Annotated in this window: 20 protein-coding genes and 1 other RNA gene; 20 read left to right on the top strand and 1 reads right to left on the bottom strand. The window is 48.6% G+C overall.

From position 1 onward, the window contains the following. Positions 1 to 53 precede the first annotated feature (53 nt). From MHB80_RS18815 to MHB80_RS18720, 20 genes are all read left to right on the top strand, one after another. Positions 54 to 212, top strand: a complete 159-nt coding sequence (locus tag MHB80_RS18815) for a YqzL family protein (protein WP_338556873.1) — start codon at positions 54 to 56, stop codon at positions 210 to 212. 53 nt (positions 213 to 265) lie between these two features. Further along, positions 266 to 1,012: a DNA repair protein RecO gene (gene recO, locus MHB80_RS18810; protein WP_341278405.1), complete on the top strand. Its 747-nt coding sequence runs from the start codon at positions 266 to 268 to the stop codon at positions 1,010 to 1,012. A 160-nt stretch (positions 1,013 to 1,172) separates the two neighbouring features. After that, positions 1,173 to 2,711, top strand: a complete 1,539-nt coding sequence (locus MHB80_RS18805; RefSeq protein ID WP_341278404.1) for an MDR family MFS transporter — start codon at positions 1,173 to 1,175, stop codon at positions 2,709 to 2,711. Positions 2,712 to 3,083: 372 nt separating this feature from the next. Beyond that, positions 3,084 to 4,244 (top strand): hypothetical protein, encoded by a 1,161-nt coding sequence (locus MHB80_RS18800; protein WP_341278403.1) that lies wholly within the window; start codon positions 3,084 to 3,086, stop codon positions 4,242 to 4,244. Positions 4,245 to 4,510: 266 nt separating this feature from the next. Continuing rightward, a complete protein-coding gene (locus tag MHB80_RS18795) occupies positions 4,511 to 5,428 on the top strand; it encodes an ABC transporter permease subunit (RefSeq protein ID WP_341278402.1) in 918 nt (305 codons plus the stop codon). Positions 5,429 to 5,468: 40 nt separating this feature from the next. Next, a complete protein-coding gene (locus MHB80_RS18790) occupies positions 5,469 to 6,350 on the top strand; it encodes a carbohydrate ABC transporter permease (RefSeq protein ID WP_341278401.1) in 882 nt (293 codons plus the stop codon). 44 nt (positions 6,351 to 6,394) lie between these two features. Then, entirely contained in the window at positions 6,395 to 8,008 is a 1,614-nt protein-coding gene (locus tag MHB80_RS18785) for an extracellular solute-binding protein (protein ID WP_341278400.1), read from the top strand. Positions 8,009 to 8,068: 60 nt separating this feature from the next. Then, positions 8,069 to 9,043: a LacI family DNA-binding transcriptional regulator gene (locus MHB80_RS18780; RefSeq protein ID WP_341278399.1), complete on the top strand. Its 975-nt coding sequence runs from the start codon at positions 8,069 to 8,071 to the stop codon at positions 9,041 to 9,043. A gap of 129 nt (positions 9,044 to 9,172) precedes the next feature. Next, entirely contained in the window at positions 9,173 to 10,201 is a 1,029-nt protein-coding gene (locus tag MHB80_RS18775) for a pectinesterase family protein (protein ID WP_341278398.1), read from the top strand. Between the two features lie 390 nt (positions 10,202 to 10,591). Continuing rightward, positions 10,592 to 11,473: a glycine--tRNA ligase subunit alpha gene (glyQ, locus tag MHB80_RS18770; RefSeq protein ID WP_341278397.1), complete on the top strand. Its 882-nt coding sequence runs from the start codon at positions 10,592 to 10,594 to the stop codon at positions 11,471 to 11,473. Then, positions 11,473 to 13,557 (top strand): glycine--tRNA ligase subunit beta, encoded by a 2,085-nt coding sequence (gene glyS / locus MHB80_RS18765; protein ID WP_341278396.1) that lies wholly within the window; start codon positions 11,473 to 11,475, stop codon positions 13,555 to 13,557. Before glyQ ends, glyS begins: the two co-directional genes overlap by 1 nt. 84 nt (positions 13,558 to 13,641) lie before the next feature. Then, positions 13,642 to 14,457, top strand: a complete 816-nt coding sequence (locus tag MHB80_RS18760) for a pyruvate, water dikinase regulatory protein (protein ID WP_341278395.1) — start codon at positions 13,642 to 13,644, stop codon at positions 14,455 to 14,457. Between the two features lie 37 nt (positions 14,458 to 14,494). Next, entirely contained in the window at positions 14,495 to 14,965 is a 471-nt protein-coding gene (locus MHB80_RS18755; protein ID WP_341283027.1) for a YaiI/YqxD family protein, read from the top strand. Positions 14,966 to 15,007: 42 nt separating this feature from the next. Then, a complete protein-coding gene (gene dnaG / locus MHB80_RS18750; protein ID WP_341278394.1) occupies positions 15,008 to 16,843 on the top strand; it encodes a DNA primase in 1,836 nt (611 codons plus the stop codon). 34 nt (positions 16,844 to 16,877) lie between these two features. Next, positions 16,878 to 18,014: an RNA polymerase sigma factor RpoD gene (rpoD, locus tag MHB80_RS18745; RefSeq protein WP_341278393.1), complete on the top strand. Its 1,137-nt coding sequence runs from the start codon at positions 16,878 to 16,880 to the stop codon at positions 18,012 to 18,014. Between the two features lie 149 nt (positions 18,015 to 18,163). Continuing rightward, positions 18,164 to 19,009, top strand: coding sequence for a hypothetical protein (locus MHB80_RS18740; protein WP_341278392.1), 846 nt, complete (start codon positions 18,164 to 18,166; stop codon positions 19,007 to 19,009). Next, positions 19,009 to 19,797 (top strand): tRNA (adenine(22)-N(1))-methyltransferase TrmK, encoded by a 789-nt coding sequence (locus tag MHB80_RS18735; protein WP_341278391.1) that lies wholly within the window; start codon positions 19,009 to 19,011, stop codon positions 19,795 to 19,797. Before MHB80_RS18740 ends, MHB80_RS18735 begins: the two co-directional genes overlap by 1 nt. After that, positions 19,764 to 20,885 carry a Nif3-like dinuclear metal center hexameric protein gene (locus MHB80_RS18730; RefSeq protein ID WP_341278390.1) on the top strand — a complete coding sequence of 374 codons (1,122 nt, stop codon included), beginning with the start codon at positions 19,764 to 19,766 and terminating at the stop codon, positions 20,883 to 20,885. Before MHB80_RS18735 ends, MHB80_RS18730 begins: the two co-directional genes overlap by 34 nt. A 75-nt stretch (positions 20,886 to 20,960) precedes the next feature. Further along, positions 20,961 to 21,367: RNase P RNA component class A (gene rnpB, locus MHB80_RS18725), an RNA gene on the top strand. Positions 21,368 to 21,683: 316 nt separating this feature from the next. Next, positions 21,684 to 22,109, top strand: a complete 426-nt coding sequence (locus tag MHB80_RS18720) for a DUF488 domain-containing protein (protein WP_341278389.1) — start codon at positions 21,684 to 21,686, stop codon at positions 22,107 to 22,109. Between the two features lie 111 nt (positions 22,110 to 22,220). Here MHB80_RS18720 and MHB80_RS18715 read toward each other — a convergent pair whose 3' ends face one another. Then, on the bottom strand, positions 22,221 to 24,101 hold the full coding sequence (locus MHB80_RS18715) for a S8 family peptidase (RefSeq protein ID WP_341278388.1): 1,881 nt from the start codon (positions 24,099 to 24,101) through the stop codon (positions 22,221 to 22,223). Between the last annotated feature and the right edge of the window lie 156 nt (positions 24,102 to 24,257).

Genomic DNA, 24,257 nt, shown 5'->3' with positions numbered 1-24,257 from the left:
GCAATCTAATACCGTCTGGAGCAGCATTTCCGAGGCGGAAAGGGTTGATACGATTGCGGAATTTTTCGTGGAAGTATTTTACATTGACCGGTGATGTGGAGTCTTATATGCTCTACAAGGAAATGGATCAGCTTGGAGAAGCGGATCATCCTAATGCATTGCTCGGTGATGACCAGCAGTGGGCATCCGAGCTAGAAGAAGCTTCTCCTTAGTACAGTGGGCGCGCAGCCTGACTGTCTTAAGCAGGTTATGGGGGAGTTTCATTATGCTGTATCGTGTGGAAGGCATCGTTATTCGAAGCATGGATTACGGGGAAAATAATAAAATAATTAATGTGCTGACGAATACGAATGGCAAGGTAGGGATATTGATACGCGGCGCGAAGAAGGCTCGGAGCAGGCATGCTTCTCTCGCGCAGCCCTTTACATATGCGGAATTCACTTTTTTTCGCACAAGCGGACTTGGTACGCTGAATCATGGCGAGATTTTAGCATCCAACCATCTACTTCGCGAACAGCTGGAGCTGACTGCTTATGCATCCTATGCGGCAGAATTAACGGATAGGGCCATGCAGGAGGAGGATACCAGTTCTTTTCTATTCGAGCAGCTGAAAGCTTATTTAAGCGGCTTAGTAGAAGGGAAGGACCCGCAAATTGTGTCTCATCTTTACGAGATGAGAGTACTGGATATGTCGGGCTATGCGCCTGTACTGGATCATTGTGTAGAATGCGGCGGAGAGGATACTCCCTTCCGCATTAGTGCGGCCGCAGGCGGTGTATTATGCCGTCGCTGTGGTCACAAAGACCCCCAAGGCATCGTATTGTCTGAAGCAGCGTATAAGCTGCTGCGGTTATTTGTCCGAATGGATTTGCGCAGGCTTGGTTCTATACAAGTCAAGCCAGAAACGAAGCAAGAGCTTAAGAAGGTAATGCGTATGCTGATGGATCTGCATATTGGCATTCCACTGAAGTCGCGCGGCTTTCTGGATCAGCTTGATAAATATAGCTTATAAGGAATAGCGTTCGGTCCCAGGACCGAGCGTTTATTCGTTCTCTCGTCTAATAGGACGCTAGGACGAGATTGTTTATAATAACAAAGCTAAGCTGCGCAAGGCAATACGCTACAACTAGAGCTTTTCAAGTACAACACATCACTTCAAGGGGGGATTTTTCATGTCTGCGAGTCAAAGTAGACTTGGCTTCGTCGTAGCAGGGTTATTGCTGGCCATCTTCGTTGCATCGATCGATAATACGATTGTTTCAACGGCTATGGCAACGATTGTGAGCGATCTAGGCGGTATGGACAAATTTGTATGGGTCACCTCTGCATATTTGGTAACGGAGATGGCGGGAATGCCGATTTTCGGCAAGCTGTCCGACATGTACGGCAGGAAACGTTTTTTTATATTAGGCATTTTCTTATTTTTACTTGGATCGGTACTTTGCGGAACCGCAGAGTCCATCACACAGCTCAGTATTTACCGGGCTATTCAAGGTATCGGTGGCGGCGCCATGTTGCCGATTGCCTTCACGATTGTCTTTGATGTGTTTCCAGCTGAAAAACGGGGCAAAATGGGCGGCTTGTTTGGAGCCGTATTCGGCACATCGAGCTTATTCGGTCCGCTGGTTGGCGCCTATTTTACCGACTACATCAACTGGCGCTGGATTTTTTATATTAATATTCCGTTTGGAATTGTAGCTTTGCTGTTTATTTTATTGTTTTACAAGGAATCGATGGAGCACTCTAAGCAGAAAATTGACTGGTGGGGAGCCGCAACACTTGTGGGCTCGATTGTCAGCTTAATGTTCGCTCTTGAGCTTGGCGGTAATGAATACGCTTGGGATTCGGCCCAAATTTTAGGGCTGTTCGCGACTTTCGCTATTTTGTTTATTATTTTCATTTTTGTTGAACGCAAGGCGGCTGAGCCGATTATTTCGTTCAAGATGTTCCGTGTGCGCCTGTATGGCGCAAGCACGGGAGCTGCCCTATTTTATGGCGCAGCCTTTATTACAGCGGCTTTGTACATTCCGATTTTTGTACAGGGAGTATACGGAGGTACGGCTACTAGCTCTGGCCTGATGCTGCTGCCGATGACGTTAGGCTCGGTATTTGCAGCGCAAATGGGCGGTGTTCTCGCTAATAAAATGCCATATCGCAATGTTATGGTGCTGTCCGCCATTATTTTTATTGCAGGCATTGTATTGCTCTCAACGATCAGTCCGGAAACGACTAAATGGACGCTTGCCTTCTATATGTTCATTACCGGCTTTGGGATTGGCTTCTCGTTCTCGGTGCTTGGAATGTCCACCATCCACAGCTTCGATATGAGGCAGCGTGGTTCAGCGAATGCCACGATGTCGTTTATACGTTCGTTCGGGATGACAGTGGGCATTACCGTGTTTGGGATTATTCAGCGCAACAGCTTTACGAATGGCATGACCGACGCTTTTTCAGGCGGCAGTGGCGGAGCGGCGCTTCCTACTGAAAATGTCCGGCAAATTTTAACCCCTGAAAAAAGGGAGTCGATTCCCGCGGAAATAATGGATAATATCATTGGCGCGCTGTCGCATTCGATTTCTACAACGTTTATGTGGTCGATTGTGCCGGCTGTGCTGGCGCTTGCTTGTGTACTGCTGATGGGTAATTCCTCGATGAAAGAACTGATCGAGAGGGAACGGATGCAGGCGGGAAAATTGGCAAAGGGAAAATAAGGAATGGTGAGGGAAGGGAGCAGGCCGTGAGCCCGCTCCCTTTTTTTTGCAGTAAAAGTCGGTTGCCTCAAAAGGGCCCCAGCGCACTGCTTGGCTTTTTCTTCGATAACCGCTATCCTCAGCACTCCCTTGGTCATTGGTAACTAGAAATGTCGCTGCATGGGCTGCTTTTTGTATGACCCCTGTTACGAAGCTGCTTCTCACAGCTTGCAAAAAATAAAGTACTATCCAAAATTTGCAAAAGGATGTATAATCAATTCCATCTTGTAAGCGCTTACTATTAGATTATTAGATTGCTAGCTTTCAGGATAGAAAGGAGGATTCGATTGTTCAGCAGCACCGCTTCACCAAAACCCAAGAGGAGGTAAGGCAATGCTTTTGAAAAAATGGTCTATGGTTTTACTTAGTACGTTAATGGTGAGTGCTTGTTTAGTATCAGCGCCCGTTTCCGATTTTGGTGTGTCTCGAGCAGAGGCGGCTTCGACAGGCGGATATGGCACGACAAACGGCTCTACGGCTGCAGCGGTTACGGTGACCAACCTAGCTGAGCTGCAAGCTGCCTTTAACAGCGGGAAGCATCACATTATTGTTAGAGGAAACATTTACGGCGGTTCGCAATTAACGACGCTGACATTTGCAAGCACCAGCTGGAACAATGTTACGATTGAAGGGGCGGCGGGTGGACAAGCGGTTCTGCAAAATATTCAGCTCAAGTTCAGCGGCGAGCTGCTTGCAGCAGGAACGAATATTGAAAATATCGTCATTAAGAACATTACCTTTTACGGAAAAATTCAGGATTTGCAAAATCTTTCGGGCGCAGCGACACAGCCAGGCGGCAGCGGCACCAACTATTTGGGCGTATCCTTCCGCCGGGTGACGAACGCACTCGTTGACCATTGCACCTTCTACAACATTAGTGACGATTTGCTGCTCGTTTCGCAAAAGTCGGATAATGTAACGCTCTCCTACAACCATTTCTACTTCACAGATAGCTGGGTAAATATGAATCCGAATCCGCTTTGGAATTGGGTGGGCGTTAATCAGGATCTCGCCTCCGAGCGTCTCGCGCTCATTATTGGCTCGAATGCCAGCGATTCATACACCTATGGCGGCGGCAAGCTGCATGTCACGATGCATCACAACTGGTTCGGCCCGAACATGAAAGGCCGTCCGCTGATGAGAGGCTTTGTTCATCTGTACAACAATTATTTTGATAACAGCACAACGCCGAGCGGCAACAATTCAGCTGGATTTAACCAGCAGCAATACAATGCGAACCAGATTGGCAGCGGCAGCGTCATTTTTTCCGAACGCAATTATTTTTACAAAACGAATCAAAGCAACCAGGTTGGACTAGACAGCTCATCACATGCCTATACGTTTTATGAGCGCAACAATGTTTATAACCAGACAACTGGAACATCGGCTACTGGAGCTGCATTCCCAACATCGCTGCCGTTCCCATACAGCTATTCGCTTGATGCGGTTCAGAATGTTCCCAATATCGTGCAAGCGAATGCGGGACCCCATTGATCTGACGAATCAAACGAACGTTGAAACCGAGTGCTGGCGGGACTTAAAAATTTTCTAAATCGTTTTCATTGCCAAAACGAAAATAAACTGCTAGAATGATAAAAACGTAATGAAAACGCATTCATTTATTTTAAAATTACAACGTTGTAAATTTTGGTTAGGGGGAATGATGAGTAGATAATTTGCCTGTTTATGGTCGATTGGAGTCAGCGTCATATTCAATTTTTCAAACGTTGTAAATTTAAACCTGAGGGGAGTGGATTTAATTGAATAGCCGCACTGCGACTCTGATTAGGCTAATCAAACGGGACAAATATTTACTGCTCATGTTTTCCCCTATTTTTATTTATTATTTAGTCATTATGTACTTTCCAATGCCGGGCGTCATCATGGCTTTCAAAAACTTTACGCCGGGAAATGGCATCTTCAGCGGGGATTGGGTGGGGTTTAAATGGTTCATCCAATTTTATGACTCGATATATTTTTGGAGATTGCTGCGCAACACCTTCTTGCTTGCTTTTCTGCCGTTGCTGTTCGGATTTCCGATTCCGATTTTGTTCGCGATTTGCGTAGTCGAAATTAAAAACAGGGCATTTAAGCGCTTCGCCCAAACGATTACGTATTTGCCGCATTTTATTTCAACCGTTGTCATCGCCGGCATGCTGATTAACTTCCTGTCGCCGACGGATGGCATCATCAACATTTTGCTAGGGAAGATAGGGATTGAGCCAATTAATTTCATGATGGAGCCGGGATGGTTCCGAACGATTTTCACCAGCTCGGACATTTGGCAAAGCTTCGGCTTTAGCTCCATCATCTACATTGCAGCGATCATGAGTATTGATCCGGAAATGTATGATTCAGGAAAAATCGACGGGGTCAACAAATTTCAAGAATTATGGCATTTAACGCTTCCGAGCATTAAACCTACAATAATTATTTTACTGCTGCTTTCACTTGGCGGCATTATGAGCGTAGGCTTCGAGAAAGTATATCTGCTTTATAACGCAGCAACATATGAAACAGGAGATGTGCTTTCGACCTATGTGTACCGGATGGGTATCATCGGGCAAAACTACAGCTTCGCAACAGCCATTGGCGTATTCAATTCCATCATTACTTTTATTCTCGTTTTTGCGGCGAATCAATTGACCCGGCGGGCAACGAACATGTCGCTATGGTAAAAGCGCACACCTATACAAGTCGCTGGAAAAGGAGTCTGGAATGAAAAAATCTAGTACAGATCTGATTTTTTATGGCCTCGTGTATTTCATAACTTGTGTGGCCATTCTTGTAACCTTATATCCTTTCCTTTATGTCGTCAGCGTATCATTCAGCTCCGTTAGCGCGATTGACAAGCAGCAGGTGTTTTTATATCCAGTCGATTTCACGATTTCGGGGTATAAAATGGTGCTTCAATACAAGGAAATGTGGGTTTCCTTTTACAATACGGTATGGTACACCGTTGTCGGTACGACGCTGAACATTGTCGCCACCTGCCTGGCAGCGTTCCCGCTGTCCAGAGCACAATTTTTTCTAAGACGAAAGCTGAATTTCTTCATTGCCTTTACGATGTATTTTTCCGGCGGATTAATTCCGCTCTACATGCTGCTGACGACACTTGGCCTATACAATACGCGATGGGTTATGGTTGTTCCAGTGCTCGTCATTACGTTCAACGTCATGATTTGCCGTTCGGCCTTTGAAGGCATCCCGAAGGAAATATTCGAGAGCGCCTCCATCGACGGAGCGAATGATATTACAATGCTGTTCCGGCTCGCCGTACCGATTGTCAAGCCAACGCTTGCGGTGCTGACCTTGTATTACGCGGTGTTTCACTGGAACAATTTTTTCTCGGCGCTGCTTTATTTAGGCAATCAGGAGCTGCAGCCGCTGCAAATTTTTCTGCGAAGGGTGCTCATTATGGCATCACCGGAAATTATGCAGCGTATGGGAGGTGCGACGTCGACAGCCTCGCTTGCGGTATCCTCTCTGCAGGTCAGATATGTATCTATCGTCGTAAGCATCTTACCTATTATTATGATTTACCCCTTTATCCAGCGTTATTTCGTTAAAGGCATTACGCTTGGAGCAGTAAAAGGCTAGTGACCGCTTTTAAACTCGGCATCTACTAATGGAGGGAACATTAAATGGCACAACAGTTAACAGGGACGAAAAAAGTATTGTCGGTCATGATTTTGGCAACAGCTTTGGCGGGATGCAGCAATAGTGGGGCGCCGGCGGCAACAGATGGCAATGCCGCACCAGCGGCAAGCGCAGCAGTAGAGACAGGACCAGCCTACAATGGATCAGGGCCAATAACCGACCAAGCTAATCAGGAGCTGTCCTTTCTAGGAACGAATGCATGGACGACGAATGTGGACCTGGCAACGGCGGAAATCGTCAAGGAAATTGAGAAAAATGCCAACGTTAAAGTAAATTGGCAGCTGCTGCCTCCGCAAAACTACTCGGATTCTGTAGGGCCGAGGCTTGCAGCGGGTACGGATTTGCCTGACATTGTATATTTGCCTGACAAGGATCAGACGATGAAATACTTGAGCAGCGGCATGTTTTTGCCTCTTAATGAGCTGTATGAGAAATATGGCGTCAATATGAAGAAGCTTTATGAAAAATCGCCTGATATTAAGGCCAGCCTGACAACCCCAGATGGTAAAATATATTATGTCCCACAACAAACGCTGACGAAAAATTACATGCCGGAGTTTATGGTAAATGAAAGATGGCTGAAAAAGCTAGGCCTAGAGGAGCCGACCACGCTCGACGAATTTACAGAAATGCTTAAAAAATTCAAAACGGATGATCCGAATGGCAATGGCAAGCAGGATGAAATTCCAATGTCTATGGATCCGAAGTTTATACCGATGGCTTTTGGACCGGTGTTTGGCATGGATTTGTCGAGTAATTTTTACGCCGATGACAGCGGTAAAGTGCATTATGGCTACTACGAGCCGGTATACAAGGAGTATTTGACTTATCTGAACGGCTTGTACAACGAAGGTTTGCTGGGCGTTGATTTTGCCAGTACGACAGCGGATCAAGTGACATCGAGATTTTCACAAAATGTAACCGGAACGACGTTCAACTTCAGCTGGTATACATCCATGGTTTACAGCCCGCTGTTCGCGGACTACAATCCGGAGGAGCCGCTCATCCAAGGCATTTTACCGCTGAAGGGGCCGCATGGTGACCAGTTTTATGTAGGCCGTACGCCAGTAAGCGGAATTTTCGGCATTTCCAAAAATGCAAAAAACCCTGAGCTGGCCTTCAAATTTCTGGACTATGCTATTGGCGAAGAAGCTCAAACGTACTACACTTGGGGTATTAAAGGCGTTACGTATGAAGAGAAGGACGGCAAGAAGCAGTTCACCGAAAAGGGCAAGGACAATGACTTCATTCAAAAATACGGCATTGGCCCAGTTAACCTGCCTAGCGCGCAATCGACGGATTCTGCAGATTCCATTGTAGCGCCTTGGCACAAGGAGCGTGACAAGGAGCTTGAGCAATACATCCGTCCTCCATTCCCGAACGTATATGCGCTGCCAGAAGAAGCAAGCGTTGAGAATATGTCGATGCCGGACATCCAAACGTATGTAGATGAAATGAATTTGAAATTCATTACAGGAAAAGAAAGTCTTGATCAATTCGATGCTTATATTGCAAACTTGAAAAATATGAATATTGAACAAATCATTGCGGGCAGGCAGGCTCAGTATGACCGGTACTTGGCTGCCTCGAAATCCTAGCTTTCACAGCATAGGGCAAGAGGGCCGCAAGCGGTTGACGGGAAAGGTGTGGGCTTAGGAATGGTTACTATAAAGGACATCGCCAAGCTTGCAGGAGTAAGCTACAGCACAGTTTCCAAGGCATTGAACAATGATCCGCTAATTAAACCGGCAACTAGACAGAAGGTGCTGGAGATCGCGGAAAAATATCAATACCGAAAAAATATTATGGCGCAGCAGCTTTCTTCGGGCAAAAGCAATATTATTGGCTTTGTTCTGGATGAACTCAGCAACCCGCTCTTTTCCAATATCTCGAAAAATTTGCATAGCGAGCTGAAAAGCCGCGGCTATCAAATGATTTTGGTCATAGCGGGCGATGGAGTAGACATCTTTAGTCAGCTGCGAGTGGATGGATGTATTTTTTGGGAGTATATGCTGGATGATCGGGAGGCGTTCTGGAAGCTCGTCTCCTCGATGCCAATGCCATGCTTCGTACTCGGCGCTGATGAAAACCCGAATTCGCCTTATATTAAAATCGACCGCAAAGAAGGTATCTTCAAAGCGGTCGAGCATTTGAAAGCGCATGGCCATGAGCGTATTGGGTTTATCGGTAACTCCCAGAACATTAAAATTGAAGGATATAAGGAAGCGCTGCAGCGGACGGGCTTGGAATTTTGTCCAGAAAGCGTGCTTCCGGCTTATTCCTCTTGGGAAGACGGTTATTTTGCCGTACGCAATTATACGTTCACGAGCAGCTCGCCAACCGCATTCATCGGCCTCAACAACTTGGTCACACGCGGGGCGCTGCGTGCTTTCATTGAAGCGGGCTTCCAAGTGCCGCAGGACATCTCCTTAATCGGTTACGATGATTTGCCGGATATGCAGTATGCCGAGGTCGCATTGACGACGATCGGCCCACCGCTTGGCGAGCTGGCTGTTCAGGCGGCTGAGCTGATCGTTGCGCTTATACGGGGTGAAGACGCTAAATATCCGGTCGTCATCCAGCCGCAGCTGTATTTGCGGAATTCGGTAGCAGCGTGCAAGGAGAGAATGTAGCTTGAAGGAGGACATTGCAATGCAACAGATAAAGAAGCTTGCCTGGACGCTACGGACAGCGGAAGCGATTTTTCAGGAGACGGACGAAAGCAGGCAGCAGGCTTTTCCGGCGGAGGTGTAGCGGCTAGAATGAAAGCAGAAGAAGCTAAGGTTGTCCCTATAGTAGTAGCCGCTGACGGAAGCGGCGATTTTACTTCTATTCAAGCTGCTGTTGATACCGTTCCAGCAACGAACCAAAAGCGGGTTGTCATTTATGTTCGCAATGGGTTTTATAAGGAAAAGCTTCATATCGAAAAGCCAATGATCAGCTTAATCGGCGAAAATGTGAACGAGACGATTATCAGCTTTGACGACCATGCCACAAAAGCATTTCCGGACGGCGAGCTCTATCATACGTTTTACTCGTATACTGTGTTCGTAGGAGCGGATAATTTTATAGGAGAAAATATGACGTTGATCAATTCGGCAGGTCCCGGAGAAAAAGTGGGTCAAGCGCTCGCGCTTTACGCCGATGGCGATCGCGCCTGCTTCCGCAACTGCCGGTTAATTGGCCATCAGGATACGCTGTTTACGGGGCCGCTGCCGGAAGTTCCAATTGACCGCAGTTTTTTTGGTGGTCCGCGGGAGGGAGCTCCTAGAAGGCAGTCCCGGCAATATTACGACAACTGTTATATAGAGGGCGATGTTGATTTTATATTTGGATCGGCGACGGTGCTGTTCAACCGCTGCGAGATTTTCGCTAAAAATCGCGGCGCGACTGAGCCCGAGGCGATTAACGGATGGATTGCCGCTGCGTCTACCCCGGAGCATGTTCCTCACGGATATGTATTCAACGAATGCCGTTTGACAGGCGATGCTCCTGCCGGAAGCGTATATTTAGGCAGGCCATGGCGCAATCATGCCAAAACGATTTTTATTAGCTGCTGGATGGGCGAGCATATTGCTCCTGCCGGATGGGATGATTGGAACAAGCTTGATGCCCAACTGACGGTTTATTATGCGGAATATGCAAGTACAGGACCAGGCGGCTCCAGAGACAAGCGAATTAGCTGGTCGCAGCAGCTTACAGCCGACCAGGCGGCGGAGTATACTCTGGTTCAGATTTTGGCTGGTGCCGATGGCTGGTCTCCGCATCCAGCTGAGCGGCTGCTGGATTAGACGGCTTTCAGCCTGTAAGTTTGACAATTGCATGCAAAATGTTTATGATAAACAGATATAAATATCGGACAATGATGGAGAAAGTAGTTGTGACGGTTGCAGCTTTAGCGATTCGGGGATAGTGAGAGCCCGGAGCGAACCAGCAGCGAAAGGGCACTCCGGAGTCGCGTTTAAGAAAGCGGGTTTTCTTGCGCAGCAAGTAGAGAAGAACTAGTGTACGACTAACTGGTTATTGTTGCTGCAGTCAAGAAAGCCAAGTAGGGTGGAACCGCGGGAGATCAGCTCTCGTCCCTATGTCTGGCGGCAGACGTAGAGGCGAGAGTTTTTGCGTTCCCTTGAGACTGCCGCCGCTGGTGAAATTGCAAAAGCAAAAAAAGGAGCGGAATAGGTATGAACTTTCAGAGCATGATATTAACGCTGCAGCAGTTCTGGGCCGAGCAAAATTGTATTTTGGTGCAGCCTTACGATGTGGAAAAAGGCGCAGGCACGATGAACCCGATGACGTTTTTGCGCTCTATTGGGCCAGAGCCTTGGAATGTAGCTTATGTGGAGCCTTCTCGCCGTCCGAACGATGGCCGTTATGGTGAAAATCCGAACAGGCTGTACCAGCATCACCAGTTTCAAGTTATTTTAAAGCCGTCGCCGGACAATATTCAGGAGCTTTATTTGGAAAGCCTTACTCGGCTCGGTATTGATCCGAGGGACCACGATATCCGCTTCGTTGAGGACAACTGGGAAGCCCCGACGCTTGGCGCATGGGGACTTGGCTGGGAAGTATGGCTCGATGGCATGGAAATTACGCAGTTTACTTATTTCCAGCAGGTGGGCGGTCTTGATGCAAGCCCAGTAGCCGTGGAAATTACATATGGAATGGAGCGTCTTGCTTCCTATATTCAGGACAAAGAAAATGTGTTTGATCTTGAATGGGTTGACGGCGTAACGTACGGCGATGTGTTCAAGCAGCCGGAATATGAGCATTCCAAATATACGTTTGAGACGTCTGATACGGCCATGCTGTTCTCTTTGTTCAATATGTACGAAGAAGAAGCAAAGAAGACGATGGAGCATAATCTCGTGTTCCCGGCCTATGACTATGTGCTGAAATGCTCGCATGCGTTCAATCAGCTTGATGCGCGCGGCGCGATCAGCGTGACGGAACGGACGGGCTACATTATGCGCGTGAGAAATTTGGCACGCCAAGTGGCTGCGACTTATTTGGAAGAGCGCGAGCGCCTTGGATTCCCGATGCTGAAAGAAAGGAGCGAGGCGTAATGGCTAAGGATTTATTGCTGGAAATTGGTTTGGAGGAAGTTCCTGCGAGGTTCGTAAGAGGTGCTATGAATCAGCTTAAGGAGAAGCTGGTAAAATGGCTTGCAGAATCGCGTATTGCTCATCAGGATGTACAAGCGTATGCTACGCCGCGCCGGCTTGCCGTTTTGGTGCAGGGTGTTGAAGAGAAGCAGGCGGATGTCAATGAGCAGGTAAAAGGCCCATCCCGCAAAATTGCCCAGGATGATCAGGGCAACTGGAGCAAAGCGGCGCTCGGCTTTGCACGCAGTCAAGGCGCGGAGCCGGAGCAGCTTTATTTTCAAGAGCTTGCAGGAGTTGAATATGTATATGCGAACAAAAGCAGCATCGGTATTGATACGGCGGCTGTATTGTCCGAAGGTTTGACGAATTTGATTACTTCCATGTCGTTCCCAAAAAATATGCGTTGGGGAAGCTACGATTTGAGGTTCATTCGACCGATAAAATGGTTAATGGCTCTTTATGGCCAAGATGTAGTTCCGTTTGAAATTACAGGTGTGCGCAGTGGAAACAGCAGCAGAGGACATCGTTTCCTCGGGGCAGAAACAACAGTAACTGAGCCTTCGGCGTACAAAGAACGTTTGCGTGAGCAGCATGTTGTCGTCGATGTAGAAGAGCGGGAACAAATCATCGTCGCTCAAATTGAGCAGCTGGCGAAGGAGCAAAACTGGGAAATCGCCATCAATCAGGATTTGCTGGAGGAAGTGCTGTTCCTTGTCGAGATTCCGAATGTGCTGTATGGTACATTTGATCCCGAATTCCTCAAAATTCCGCAGGATGTGCTGATTACGTCGATGCGTGAGCATCAGCGGTATTTCCCGGTGCTGGATGGCAAAGGTCAGCTGCTTCCATTCTTTGTAACGGTTCGCAACGGCGACCGGAACAAAATTGACGTTGTAGCAAAAGGCAATGAAAAGGTGCTTCGCGCCCGTCTTTCTGATGCTAAGTTCTTCTATGAGGAAGATCAGAAGCTGGCGATCGGGGACGCGCTTGCGAAGCTTGAAAACATTGTTTATCACGAGGAGCTGGGAACGGTTGCTAATAAAGTCGGCCGTATCAGCGCTTTGGCTGATTTGCTTGCAGCAAAACTTCAGGTGGATGCGGCTACTGCAGCGCATATTAGCCGTACAGCTGATATTTGCAAGTTCGACCTGGTAACCCAAATGGTCGGCGAGTTTCCAGAGCTGCAAGGCATTATGGGCGAGGATTATGCCCGTAAAGCAGGCGAGAACGAGACGGTTGCTGCTGCCATTAATGAGCATTACCAGCCGCGTTTTGCTGGAGATCGCGCTCCTGCCTCGATCACTGGCGCAGTTGTGAGCCTTGCAGATAAGCTGGATACGATTGTCGGCTGCTTCTCGATCGGCATTATTCCAACTGGGTCGCAGGATCCTTACGCTCTTCGTCGTCAAGCGGCTGGTGTCGTGCAAATTATTTTGGCACAGCGTTTGAATTTGCAGCTTAGCGACTTGTTTGATGCGGCGCTTGACGTTCATGAGGCAAGAGGCATGAAGCGCAGTGCGGATGAAGTACGCAAGGATTTAACGGAATTTTTCGCGCTTCGTGTGAAAAATGTGTTGTCTGAGCAAGCGATTCGTTATGACGTTGTAGATGCTGTAATGGGTGCAGGCTTCAACAATCTGCTGCTGACAGTGGAGCGTGCAGCTCTATTGAATGCACAAGCTTCGGGCGAAGACCGCGCAGCGTTCAAGCTGATTGTGGATGCTTTCAATCGCGTCAGCAATTTGGCTGCCAAAGCAACGACTAAAGCTGTAGACGAAGCTATGTTTGTGGAGCCAGCTGAATCGGCTCTGTACAAGGAATGGCAGGCGGTTCATGCATGGTTCCAGCAAGCTGTTGCCGGAGGAGAAATTGCTGATGCTGCAGCGAAGCTTGCTGCGCTGAAAGCACCAATTAATACGTATTTTGATGCTGTAATGGTTATGGCAGAAGATGAGAAGGTACGCGCTAACCGTTTGGCGACCTTGGCTTTAATTGCAGAAGATATAGCGGTTGTGGCGGATTATTCGAAGCTTGTCTGGTCATAGGATCACGCAGAAAATAACCGCGGCAATCGATGAATCGCTCATCTTCGAAACAACTTCTAACTAAGAAGGGGAGGATGATAAAATATGACAAAATCGATGACAGATGTCATTATTTATGTCGTTTCGGATGCAGCTGGCGATACGGGCGAACTTGTTGTAAGAGCTGCCGTCGCACAGTTTCATCCGATTCAGACGGATATCCGGAGAGCGCCTTTCATTACGGATGTAGCGTCGCTTGAGCGGGTAGTCCGCCAGGCTCAGGAAGCGGGAGCGATCGTGTTGTTTACGCTCGTCATCCCGCATTTGCGCGAGGCGATGGGCAAGCTGGCAGAGCAGTATGATACCGTGTCGATTGATCTGCTCGGCCCGCTCATCCAAAGTCTTGAAGTGAAGACGGGACAGCAATCGCGGCAGGAGCCGGGGCTAAACCATGTGCTGGATGAAAACTATTTCCGCAAGGTGGACGCTGTTGAATTTGCTGTCCGTTACGATGACGCGAAAGATCCTTCGGGTGTGCTGAAAGCCGATATTGTGCTCATAGGCGTATCCCGAACGTCTAAGACGCCGCTATCGATGTATTTGGCTCACCAGAAATACAAGGTGGCGAATATCCCGCTCGTACCGGAGCTTAAGCCGCCCGCAGAGCTGTTTCATGTACCGAAGGCGAAAATTATAGGGCTGACGATTGGCGTGCCCTATTTGAACATTATTCGCAAGGAACGGCTCAAGGCGCTTGGGCTGCCGAACAGCGCATCTTACGCGGCGACGGACCGCATCGAGAAGGAGCTGCTTTATGCGGAGTCCATCATGAAGCAGTTGGGCTGTGTCATTATTGACGTATCCCATCGTGCGGTCGAAGAAACGGCAAGCCTGATTATGGAGCATATCCGCTTCACTTAGGGTGCTATTCTAGAGAAGAAACGAGCGGTGAGTCGTTATTTCTATAAAAAAACCTACCATAATCGTTGATGGAGATGCTTGTCCCGTCAAAGTGGAAATTAAGCAAATTGCCCGCAGCTTCTCGTTGCCAGTGCTAATGGTTTCTTCCTATGATCATCACCTTGCAGCAGAAGAGGGCGTTGCGGTTGTACAGGTGGAGGCGGGGAAAGATTCCGTAGACATGTATATCGTCAATCATTTGCTGAAGGGCGATGTCGTTGTTACTCAGGATTTCGGCCTCGCTTGCATTGCGCTTGGCAAGGGGGCACTTGTCCTTTCGCCGCGCGGCGAGCAATATACGGATGACAACATCGATTATTTGATGGAACGCCGCCATGAACAAGCCAAACGCAGGCGCAGCGGCGGCAAATCCAAGGGTCCGAAAGCCATGACAACGGAAGATCGAGATCGATTTCAACAAAAGATGACAAAAGTTTTGCAAAGCGAGCAGGAGAAACATGACATTTAGCGAATATTATTTACGTGTTACTTAGGATGAAGGTGATGAACGATGACATACGGTAATAAAATACCGGAGGAGGTCATAGATGCGGTACGCCGTCATTATGACATCGTAGAGACAGTCGGGAAGTATGTTCATCTCACGAAGCACGGCAAATACATGAAAGGGTTATGCCCTTTCCACTCTGAGAAGACCCCATCGTTTACGGTCACGCCGGAGCTGCAGATTTTCCATTGTTACGGTTGCGGTAAGACCGGACATGTCATACGATTCGTGGAAGAGATCGAAGGCTACTCTTTTCCAGAGGCGGTCAGAGTGCTTGCCGAGGAAGCAGGGATGCCTGTAACCTGGACTGGCGCCGAGGGTAGTCAGCGCGAAGAAGTTGACTTAGACCGTTTAGCCATTATTGAAGCTCATCAGTTGACAGCGAAATTGTATAACTATCTATTGAATAACACACAGCATGGCAAAATTGCTAAAGACTATTTGCTTGATAGGGGTCTCAGGGAAAAGCAGATCGACCACTTTATGATAGGGTATGCGCCGGACCAATGGGACACGCTTAACCGATTTTTAACAGCAAGAAATTTTGACCCAGCTTTAATGGAAAAGGGCGGTTTGTTATCGGCTAAAAATGACGGCAGCGGTCATGTCGACCGTTTCAGAAGCCGAATCATGTTCCCGATATGGGATCGTGACGGCAAAGTGATTGCTTTCGGCGGAAGGGTAATTGGTGACGGTGGGCCCAAGTATTTGAACTCTCCGGAAACGATGCTGTTTACGAAGAGCCGAGTTTTTTACAATCTGCATCATGCAAGGCCAGCTATTCGCAAGAGCAAGCAGGTTGTTCTGTTTGAAGGGTATATGGATGTTATTAAATCTTGGAGTGCAGGCGTAAATAATGGTGTTGCCACGATGGGTACAGCATTGACTGAGGAGCATTGTGCCATACTCGGAAGGCAGGCGGAGGAGATTATCCTGTGCTATGACGGCGATGATGCCGGACAAGCAGCTGCTTTGAAATCCATTCCGATGCTCGAGAAGGCCAAACTTAGAGTCAGAGTGTCCATCCTGCCAAAGGGAAAGGATCCCGATGAGTATATTGAGGAATACGGTCCCGATACCTTCCTTAGGGAAGCAATCGACGGAGCGGCAACCACCACAAAATTTAAGCTTATATATTCAAGGAAAAACCATATACTGCTAACAGAAGAGGGCCGGAAAAACTATTTGCTCGAAGCAGCTGCCATTGTTGCAGATCTTGATTCCGCTATTGAACGCGAAGTTTACTTACAGGAGTTGTCCCGCGAGTTTAATTTCCCCCTTGACGTTTTGAAGCAGGACTGCCAAGCTAAAGTGCTGGAGCTGCAAAAAAAGAAGCCGCAAGGGGATAATAACGATAATTCGTGGAATAATGGTAGGAATGAAAATCGCCGTAGTTCGGGCCCTCCATCCTTGCTGCCCGCATACATCAAGGCGGAAAGGCGTCTGCTCCATGTCATGATGCGTGACCGGGAAGCGGCGCTCGCGGTGCACGACAGGCTTGGCGAAGCGTTCAATGTGGAGGATCATGCAGCGCTTGCTGCTTATTTGTACGCATTTTATGCGCAGGATCATGATCCAGATGTCGGACGCTTTATTGGTTCGCTTCAGGATGAACGCCTGGAGAGAGCAGCGGCAGCCATTTCAATGATGGAGGATGTTCCTTTTGACGAGGACATATTAGCCGCTGATATCGAGGATATTAGCAAGGTGCCCGCATTCAGGGAACTTGAGCTTAAGAAGGAAGAAGCGGTACAGGCAGAACGTGCCGGGGATTATATGTTAGCCGCGCAAATGCACACTGAGATTAATGCCCTAGAGAGACAGCTTAAAGGACGATAGAGGCTTGGGTTTCTAGGGAGGAGGGAGTCGGAATATGGCGAATGATCAGCATACTGGATTGGAAGCTGAACAAAAGCTGGATCAAGTCAAAGACCAGCTGATTGAACAGGGTAAGAAGAGATCCTCCCTAACTTATAAAGAGATTATGGAGAAATTGTCGCCTTTCGACCAGGATCCGGAGCAGATTGACGAGTTTTTCGAGCAGCTGGATGATCAAGGGATTGAGGTTCTCAACGAAAATGATGAGGAGCGTCATAATCCGCTTGATAATCGTGAAGGAGAACAGGAAAGAGAGCAGGACGACTTTAATTTTGATGATGATTTGGCGCTTCCGCCGGGCATCAAGATTAATGACCCTGTTCGGATGTACTTAAAAGAAATCGGACGCGTGCCGCTGCTTTCTGCTGACGATGAAATTGAACTCGCACGCAGAATCGAGAATGGCGACGAGGAAGCTAAGCGCAGACTGGCTGAAGCGAATCTTCGTCTCGTGGTCAGTATTGCCAAGCGCTATGTTGGACGCGGCATGCTGTTTCTCGACTTGATTCAAGAGGGCAATATGGGTCTGATTAAAGCGGTTGAGAAGTTTGATCATCTGAAGGGCTTTAAATTCAGTACGTATGCGACATGGTGGATTCGCCAAGCGATTACACGGGCGATTGCCGATCAGGCGCGGACGATCCGGATTCCTGTTCATATGGTGGAAACGATCAACAAGCTGATCAGAGTATCGCGTCAATTGCTGCAAGAATTGGGACGCGAGCCATCACCGGAAGAAATTGCTGCCGAGATGGAGCTGAGCACGGAAAAGGTTCGGGAAATTATGAAGATTGCACAGGAACCCGTATCGCTGGAGACGCCGATTGGCGAAGAAGACGATTCCCATCTTGGCGATTTCATTGAAGATCAGGAGGCGCTTGCTCCTGCGGATGCAGCTGCTTATGAGCTGCTGAAGGAACAGCTTGAGGATGTGCTCGATACGCTTACCGAGCGTGAAGAGAACGTATTGCGCTTGCGCTTCGGTCTTGATGACGGACGTACAAGAACGCTGGAAGAAGTGGGCAAGGTGTTTGGCGTAACCCGCGAGCGGATACGGCAAATTGAGGCGAAGGCGCTTCGCAAATTGCGTCATCCGAGCCGCAGCAAACGCTTGAAGGATTTTCTCGAATAAATCGTGTGTTAGAACGGTAGGCAGGTTTTATAACGCGATATAGTTATAACGTTTTACCAGATCAGACCTTTCTGCATGAACGAGCAGCAAGGTCTTTTTTTTCAAAATACAAGTTGGTATAAAGTTCCCTCGAAAGGAATAAGCCCGGGATGAATGAAGAGCGTCGGCAGACCATTGTTAAAGAGATCGATTATTGGAGCAGAAGCAAGCTTCTGCCGCAGCAGTATTGTGATTTCCTGCTTAATTTATATGTGGATCCCGATCAAGAGGAAGATCCTAAAAAAAGGCAAGCTTCTTCACGCGGAATCGGTAAGGCGGTCATGGCCGCTTCGCAGGCATCAGGGAAACAATGGCTCCTTACTTTTGGGTTTTTTACCTTAATTTCCTTGGTTGTGCTTTATTTTAACGCTTTTCATCCTTTATTGCAAATAGGGGTCGTCGCTTCGGCAGTCGTCATTTCACTCATTATTTCGCAGCGGGTACGCAAACGAAATGAAGCCACTGGTCTTGTAATCGGCGGGGTAGGCATGCTGCTTATGCTTGGGGCAGGAATGTACATACTAAATTTCCATGGGGTTGAGGAATGGTACTGGCAGGCTAGCTTGCTGGGCTTCTGTTCTGTTTTTTGGATCGTTTATGGCATTAGCGCTCGCATTCATATTTTGCATTTATGCGGCTGGGTTGCTTCCCTGCTCGTATATGCATGGTTGTTGTCACGTTTGACCGATTCTCCAGCATGGTACGGCATTCAGCTTTATTGGCTGCCGCTGTCGGGTTTGTTCGGATGGGCTAGCTGGTTTGTGCATCAATGGTCGAAGCCGGTTTCGGCTGTATTGTTCGTAACCTGTGCTTTAGTATGGTTTATGCCTGAGCTGTATGCAATGCTGTTTGCTTTGGAAACGGATTGGCTGCAATTGCAGCTGCTCATTAAAATCGCTTTAGGCGGCATATTATTGTTTGCAATGAGAAAAAAATGGATAGTGTGGGTTGCTTAATGTTGAAACTTTCTAACCGATTACAAACGATTGCGGGATATGTAACAGCGGGCTCGCGTATAGCTGATATTGGCTCAGATCATGCGCAGCTGCCTGTTTATTTGCTGCAAGCGGAAATAGTGCCTTCGGCGATTGCCGGAGAATTAAATAAAGGGCCGTTTGATGCGGCTCGCAGGCAGGGAGCAGCCGTTGGGCTGCTCCATAAGCTCGATGTTCGCCAAGGAGATGGCTTATCCGTCATTCAGCCGCTGGAGGTTGACACGGTAACGATTGCGGGCATGGGCGGCGCCTTAATGAGCGATATTTTGGAGGCTGGCTATCAGGCTGGCAAGCTCGAAGGCGTTAAAGAACTGGTGCTTCAGCCCAATGTTGGCGAGGACCGGGTCAGAAGCTGGCTGCTTGAGCACGGCTGGTCGCTGCTTGCTGAGACGATCATGGAGGAGGACGGAAAGATTTACGAGGTTCTCCATGCTCAGAAGCAAGATGGCCAAGAGAGCAAGGAGCATAACGCTAAAGTTTATGATACGTCCTTATTGCCAGACTCCTTGCCTGAGGAAATTCGCTTAGCTCTGCTCGTGCGGATGGGGCCTTTTTTGCTGCGTAAGCCGATTCCCGTATTTCATCAAAAATGGCAGGCGGAGCTTGAAAAGCTGGAACGCGTATGCCAAAGCTTGTCCCTTTCAGAGCAGCCGGAAGCAGCTGGAAAGCTGGCGCAGCTGCGTCATGAAATGACGATTATGAAGGAGGTGCTCGCATGCTTGCCAATGGACACACCGTCGTCCAAATAATGGAGCAGCTGGCTCCAAAGCATTATGCGGTAGAAAATGATAAAATCGGTCTGCAGCTAGGAACGCTGGCTAAGCCCATTAGCCATATTCTCGTGGCTCTCGACGTAACGGATGAGGTCGTGGACGAAGCGATTGCTGCTGGGGCAGAACTGATTATTGCCCACCATGCGATTATTTTCCGCCCGCTCTCAAAGCTTGATACGTCTACGCCAGCAGGCAAGCTGTATGAGAAGCTGATCAAAAATGATATAGCGGTGTACATCTCCCACACCAATCTGGACGTAACAGATGGCGGCATTAACGATTGGATGGCGGATTTGGTCGGTATTAAGCCGGAAGGGCGTGTGTGCCTGGAGGAAGTGCATACGGACCAATGGAATAAGCTCGTCGTGTTCGTCCCTAAAGGGCATGAGGAAAAGGTGCTGGAGGCGATCTGGAGCGCAGGAGGCGGTCAAATCGGCGATTACAGCCGCTGCAGCTTTATAACCGAAGGAACGGGAACGTTTTTGCCTGGGGAAGGAACGACGCCGTACATTGGCGCTCCTGGCAAGCTGGAAAAAACAGCAGAGGTCCGTCTTGAGGTCGTTGTCCCTGACAGCTTAAAGCGCAAAGCCTTACAAGCGATGCTGAAAGCCCATCCTTACGATGAGGTTGCTTATGACTTGTACGAAATCGATTTAACCGGCCGTTCAGTTGGACTAGGCAGAGCGGGTAAGCTGAGCGAGCCTGTAACGCTTGCTGAGCTTACAGAGCGCGTGAAGCAGGCATTCGAGGTACCCGTTGTTCGAGTAGTTGGTGAAGCAGGTCGTGAAGTGCGCAAGGTCGCTGTACTGGGCGGCTCAGGGGCGCGCTACGTTCGCCATGCGATTTTTGCCGGAGCCGATGTGCTCATTACGGGTGATATTGACTATCATACCGCTCATGATGCACTCGCTGTGGGCATTGCGATTATTGATCCTGGCCATAATGTGGAAAAAATAATGAAGCAGCGCACAGCCGATTGGCTTAATGTGCAGCTGCAGTCGCGCAAATCGGACACGAAGGCGCTCGCCTCTGCGATCCATACAGAGCCTTTTACATTTGTATAAAGCCAAGCGGTAGCTTGGAAAAAGATTAAAGCTTGAGCTTTACGCCAATACCTTGTATACTGGTTGATGCACCGGAAAGTTTGACAGACAATCGCTGGCGGCCTTGTTGCCGCGAGAGGAAAGTCCGGGCTCCGCAAGGCAGGATGCTGGATAACGTCCAGTCAGCGCGAGCTGAAGGATAGTGCCACAGAAATGGACCGCCGATGGCTGGCTTCGTGCCAGCACAGGCAAGGGTGGAACCGTGGTGTAAGAGACCACGAGGAGTACAGGTGACTGTATTCCTGGTAAACCCCATCTGGAGCAAGACCGAGAGGACGTTGCAGCTTCGAGCTGCGGCCTTAGCCTGAGGCACGTCCGGGTTGGTTGCTGGAGCCGCTTAGCAATAGGCGGCGTAGATAGATGATTGTCGCTTTCTTAGTGGGAGGGTCGTCACCGTTTGGACCACTGAAAGTACAGAACCCGGCTTACGGCAAACTTTCCGTAACGAACTTAAACAAGCAAAAACGACTTCGTTGTCCTTCTGGGATGCGAAGAGCTTTGTCGGAGAAATATAAGCCTAATTTATACGTGAAAAACTTATAAATTCTTATATTTCAAGGTGAAACGGCTATCGCCGTCCTTTGGCGACAAGGCACGTTTCAATCCGAGAAATATAAGCCTAATGATAAGTGTGAAACTTATAAATTCTTATATTTTGAACCATTCGTCATTTGCGATTATAGAGATGTTAGTGGACGTTCCTTCGGGAGCTAACGGCCCTGCATCTCTTTTTTGCATTTTCGTAGGAGGTTGATTCATATGCTGCCTTCAGGCAAGCTGTATACGAGCAATTTAAATGGCTTGAAAAAAATAAATTTCGCAGCGAAAAAGCTGATGATTACGCGAGCGGAGATGGATATTGCGGATGTGATCATGTGCCATGCCTTGGCGCCTTCGCAGGATTTATTCCAGTTTTCGCTTGATGGGCGAAAAGAAGATGCTGATTTCGCATGGTGGCCGAAATATGAAGAGCGCTTTGTAGCGGAGCTGCAATTCGATCGCAAGCTTGAGGCGCTTCGCCAGGTTTACCGCATGCTGCTGGAGGGCAGCCATGTGGTGCTGCTCTGTTTTTGCCATGACCATCGTTATTGCCATCGCCGCCTGGTCGGCGAATTTTTTGCGCCATACGGGGTGAAGTCCGAGGAGCTTAATCCGATATTAATCGAGCAGATAAAGCTGTTTTAAAAAAAGCATGACAGGAAGCTAGTGAGCTGCTTCAATGCCATGCTTTTCATGTCTTATGCAGACTCGCTGCCAAGCAGCGCAAACGCCATGCCCGCTCAGCCTCCCATCAGTTTATTTCTCGTATTTGCGCGTGATGGAATTGAGACGGTTTTTCGTCTTGTCCGGGTACGTCTGGAGTGCCGTATTAAAGTTCATTGCGGCTTTGAGAGCACGATCAATGTCTATTTCTCCGTAACCAAAATAAACATCCTTACCAGGATCGCCCAGATCAACGGCCGATTTGCGCATAATTTCCATCACTTCCTCATTCGTCAAATCCGGATTGACGGACCGAATGAGACCAGCTAGCGCCGCTACATGCGGACTTGCCATTGAGGTGCCGGAGAGCGCCGCATATTGGCCTCCAGGGTACGTGCTGGCAATGCTGTCTCCCGGTGCAGCCACATCAATATAGTCGCCGTAGTTGGAGAAAGAGGCTTTTTTCTGCGCGGAATCTGTTGCCGCAACAGCGAATACTTCCGGATAAGCGGCTGGATAGCCTGGGCGATCCGTATTGTCATTGCCGCTGGCGGCGATGAGGACTACGTCATGATCATACGCATATTTGATTGCATCATGCAGGAAATCAGCCTGAGCATAATTGCCGAGACTCATATTAATCACCTTGGCGCCATGGTCAGTTGCCCAGATCAGCCCTTGAGCGACCGAGTAGGTTGAGCCCGCACCGCTGCTGTCGAGCACCTTGACTGGCATCACCTTGTTGTACCAGGATAAGCCGGCGACACCCTCGCCATTGTTGACGGATGCACCAATGATGCCAGCTACATGCGTACCGTGACCGACATCATCATCCGGCTCAGCCTCGCTGTCGACAATGTTGGTGCCATCCAGCAGCTTGCCCTGCAAATCGGGATGATCCAATTGTACGCCAGTGTCCAGTACCGCTACAATGACCTGATCACTGCCCCTCGACAGCTTCCAGCCTTTCTCCGTTTCAATGGAGGGTAAATTCCATTGATATTTGGCATACAGCGCGTCATTGGGAATGACGTCCCCGCTGTCGCCGTCATTATTTGTTTCATTCGTCATATATAAATAGTGAGGCTCGACATATTCCGTTTTCCAGGAGCGGCTGAAATATTCCTTCATTTGCTTCGCTTCCATATTTTTGGAACGGAACACATAGGTATTGTCGATCTGATTAATTTGGTTGACGGAAACAGCGTTAACGGATTGCTTCATTTTTTCAAGCTGCTCATCGGTTACCTTCTCGGCAAAATGGACCACAACATCCTTCACATGGTAATGGCTGGAATTTCCATTGTCTTCCCCGGTCTGTACCGTTGTATCACGGTTCGTATTCGGAATAACCGACTCAATTCGGTAGTTGCCTTCGCTTGGATAGGGGACAAGCCGCAAATTGCGCTTCTGATGGCGCTCCACCTGGGTGACAATATCCTGCTTAATGACGCCAACGACGCCCATGCCGCGGTATTTCTGATGGGGAACCCCGAGCACGATGAAACGGCTGCCACTCTCATTTACAAATGGCTTGGATTCATAGGTTTTGCCCTGCTTGACGGCTGCCGCAGCTGCTTCTACTTCGCTTTTGCCGGAGTTAGAAGGAATGGCACCGCGCTGTACGCTTCGCTCTCCGTTCATCAAGCGGATGTAGGACATATGCTTATGCATGTTCATCATGCTGGTAACGTGCTTGGTCGACAATGTTTTTCCTGTTTTCCGGGTTTTCCCGGCCTGGCTCGTGTCCATCAGCTTATAAAATTCTTTGGTGCATTCAGAGACGCACAGAAAAGAAGTGGCCTCCATATCCCGATTAAGCGTGCGCAGCTTATGCTGCTTCTCCTGGTCGGCAGACAAGCTTTTGACAGGGGCAGTCGGTCTATTGCCTTGAGGAAGAAACAAAGGTGCAGTCGGAATCAGCAGCGTCGCCGCAACAAGCACGGTAAAGACGCCGATCCATTTCTTTTTCATTTGCGCAAACCTCCATTAAATGACAGCTGGAATAACAGCATGAGCCTGTTTGATGTATAGGTTCGCTTTAAAATCCAGAAAATATGCGGCACAATCAACGTTTCTCCAGTACCATCTGCAAGTAATTTGTGGTACTATGTTGATGCCTAGAGTTTT

The organism is Paenibacillus sp. FSL H8-0537 (assembly GCF_038051995.1).
Lineage (GTDB): Bacteria > Bacillota > Bacilli > Paenibacillales > Paenibacillaceae > Pristimantibacillus.
Note: the sequence above shows the minus strand (reverse complement) of the source record. Positions and strands in the feature narration are given on the sequence as shown.